This is a genomic window from Actinosynnema sp. NPDC091369, from assembly GCF_044757065.1.
Lineage (GTDB): Bacteria > Actinomycetota > Actinomycetes > Mycobacteriales > Pseudonocardiaceae > Actinosynnema.
The window spans coordinates 1-1,272 of record NZ_JBIVUG010000040.1; the positions used below are offsets into that span (position 1 = coordinate 1).

The 1,272-nt window shown below is 69.2% G+C and carries 2 protein-coding genes; both read right to left on the bottom strand.

Features of this window, described 5'->3' with window-relative positions:
• Positions 1-32: 32 nt before the first annotated feature.
• Positions 33-917 carry an IS3 family transposase gene (locus ACIQMJ_RS40875; protein ID WP_499766396.1) on the bottom strand — a complete coding sequence of 295 codons (885 nt, stop codon included), beginning with the start codon at positions 915-917 and terminating at the stop codon, positions 33-35.
• Entirely contained in the window at positions 914-1,207 is a 294-nt protein-coding gene (locus ACIQMJ_RS40880) for a transposase (RefSeq protein ID WP_499766397.1), read from the bottom strand. Before ACIQMJ_RS40880 ends, ACIQMJ_RS40875 begins: the two co-directional genes overlap by 4 nt.
• Positions 1,208-1,272 lie beyond the last annotated feature (65 nt).

Consider the following 1,272-nt stretch of genomic DNA (forward strand, 5'->3'; position numbering starts at 1 on the left):
TGAGGTTGTCCCCGATGACCGGACACCGGATTTCATGCCACGAGGGTGAGACCTTGACGATAGCCGACGCGGGCTTCGTGCGGGGTGCGGTAGCCGAGTGTCGAATGTAGACGGTCGTGGTTGTAGTAGCCGAGGTAGGAGAAGACGTCGCGTCGGGCGTCGTCGCGGGTGTCCCAGACGGTGGTGCCGATCTCGGTCTTGAGGGTGGCGAAGAACGATTCCGCCACCGCGTTGTCGAAGCACGACCCGGTCCGCCCCACCGACGGACGGATGCCGTGACCGGCGAGGGCGGAGCGGAACAGCCCGGAGGTGTATTGAGTCCCGCGATCGGCGTGAAAAATCGCGTCATCGCTGATCAGGCCGCGTCGGACGGCGAGGTCGAGGGCGTCGCGGACCAGCTCGGCGCGCATGTGGTCGGCCATCGCGTGCCCGATGACCTCGCGGTTGTGCAGGTCGATCACCGTGGCCAGGTAGAGCCACCCCTCCCGCGTGGGCAGGTACGTGATGTCACCGACCAGCCGGCGCCCCGGTGTCGGGGCGGTGAAGTCGCGGCCGATCAGGTCCTGAACCGGCGTCGCGACTGCATCGGGCCTGGTCAAAGATCTTCGCCGCCTGCGAGTGAGGCCGACGACCCCGTGCTCGCGCATGACCCGCCCGATCCGTTTGTGGTTCACCCGACGGCCCCGGCGACGCAGCGTGGCGACGATCCGCGGACGCCCGTAGGCGCCCCGGTGACCGGCATGGACCTCGGCGATCTCGGCGGCCAGGCGCTCGTCCGCCTTCGCCCGCTCCGCCCGGCTCGGTGCGGCGGCGAGCCACTCGTAGAAGCCGGGGCGCCGCACGCCCAGGACCCTGCACAGCCGGGTGACGCCGAAGACGGCGCGGTGCTCGGAGATGAACCGGTAGCTGCGGGTCAACGACCCATCTCCTTGGCAAAATACGCGGCCGCCTTGCGCAGGATGTCCTTCTCGAGTTCCAGTTCGGCCACGCGCTTGCGCAGTTCCCGCAGCTCCTGGCGCTCATCGGCCGACACGCCGCCCGCCGACGGGGCGGCCTGGGCCTGTTCGGCGGTGCGGACCCAGTTGCGCAGCGTCTCGTGGTTCACGCCCAGCTCGCGGGCGACCTGCCGCAACGGCCGGTCCGAGGAACGGGCCAACGCGACGGCGTCCCTGCGGAACTGCTCGGGGTACTTCGACTTGCCTGACACGGAGGACATCCTTCCCCCAGAGCGCTGTCTGGGATCAAGGTGTCCGGTTCAAGGGGACAACCTCA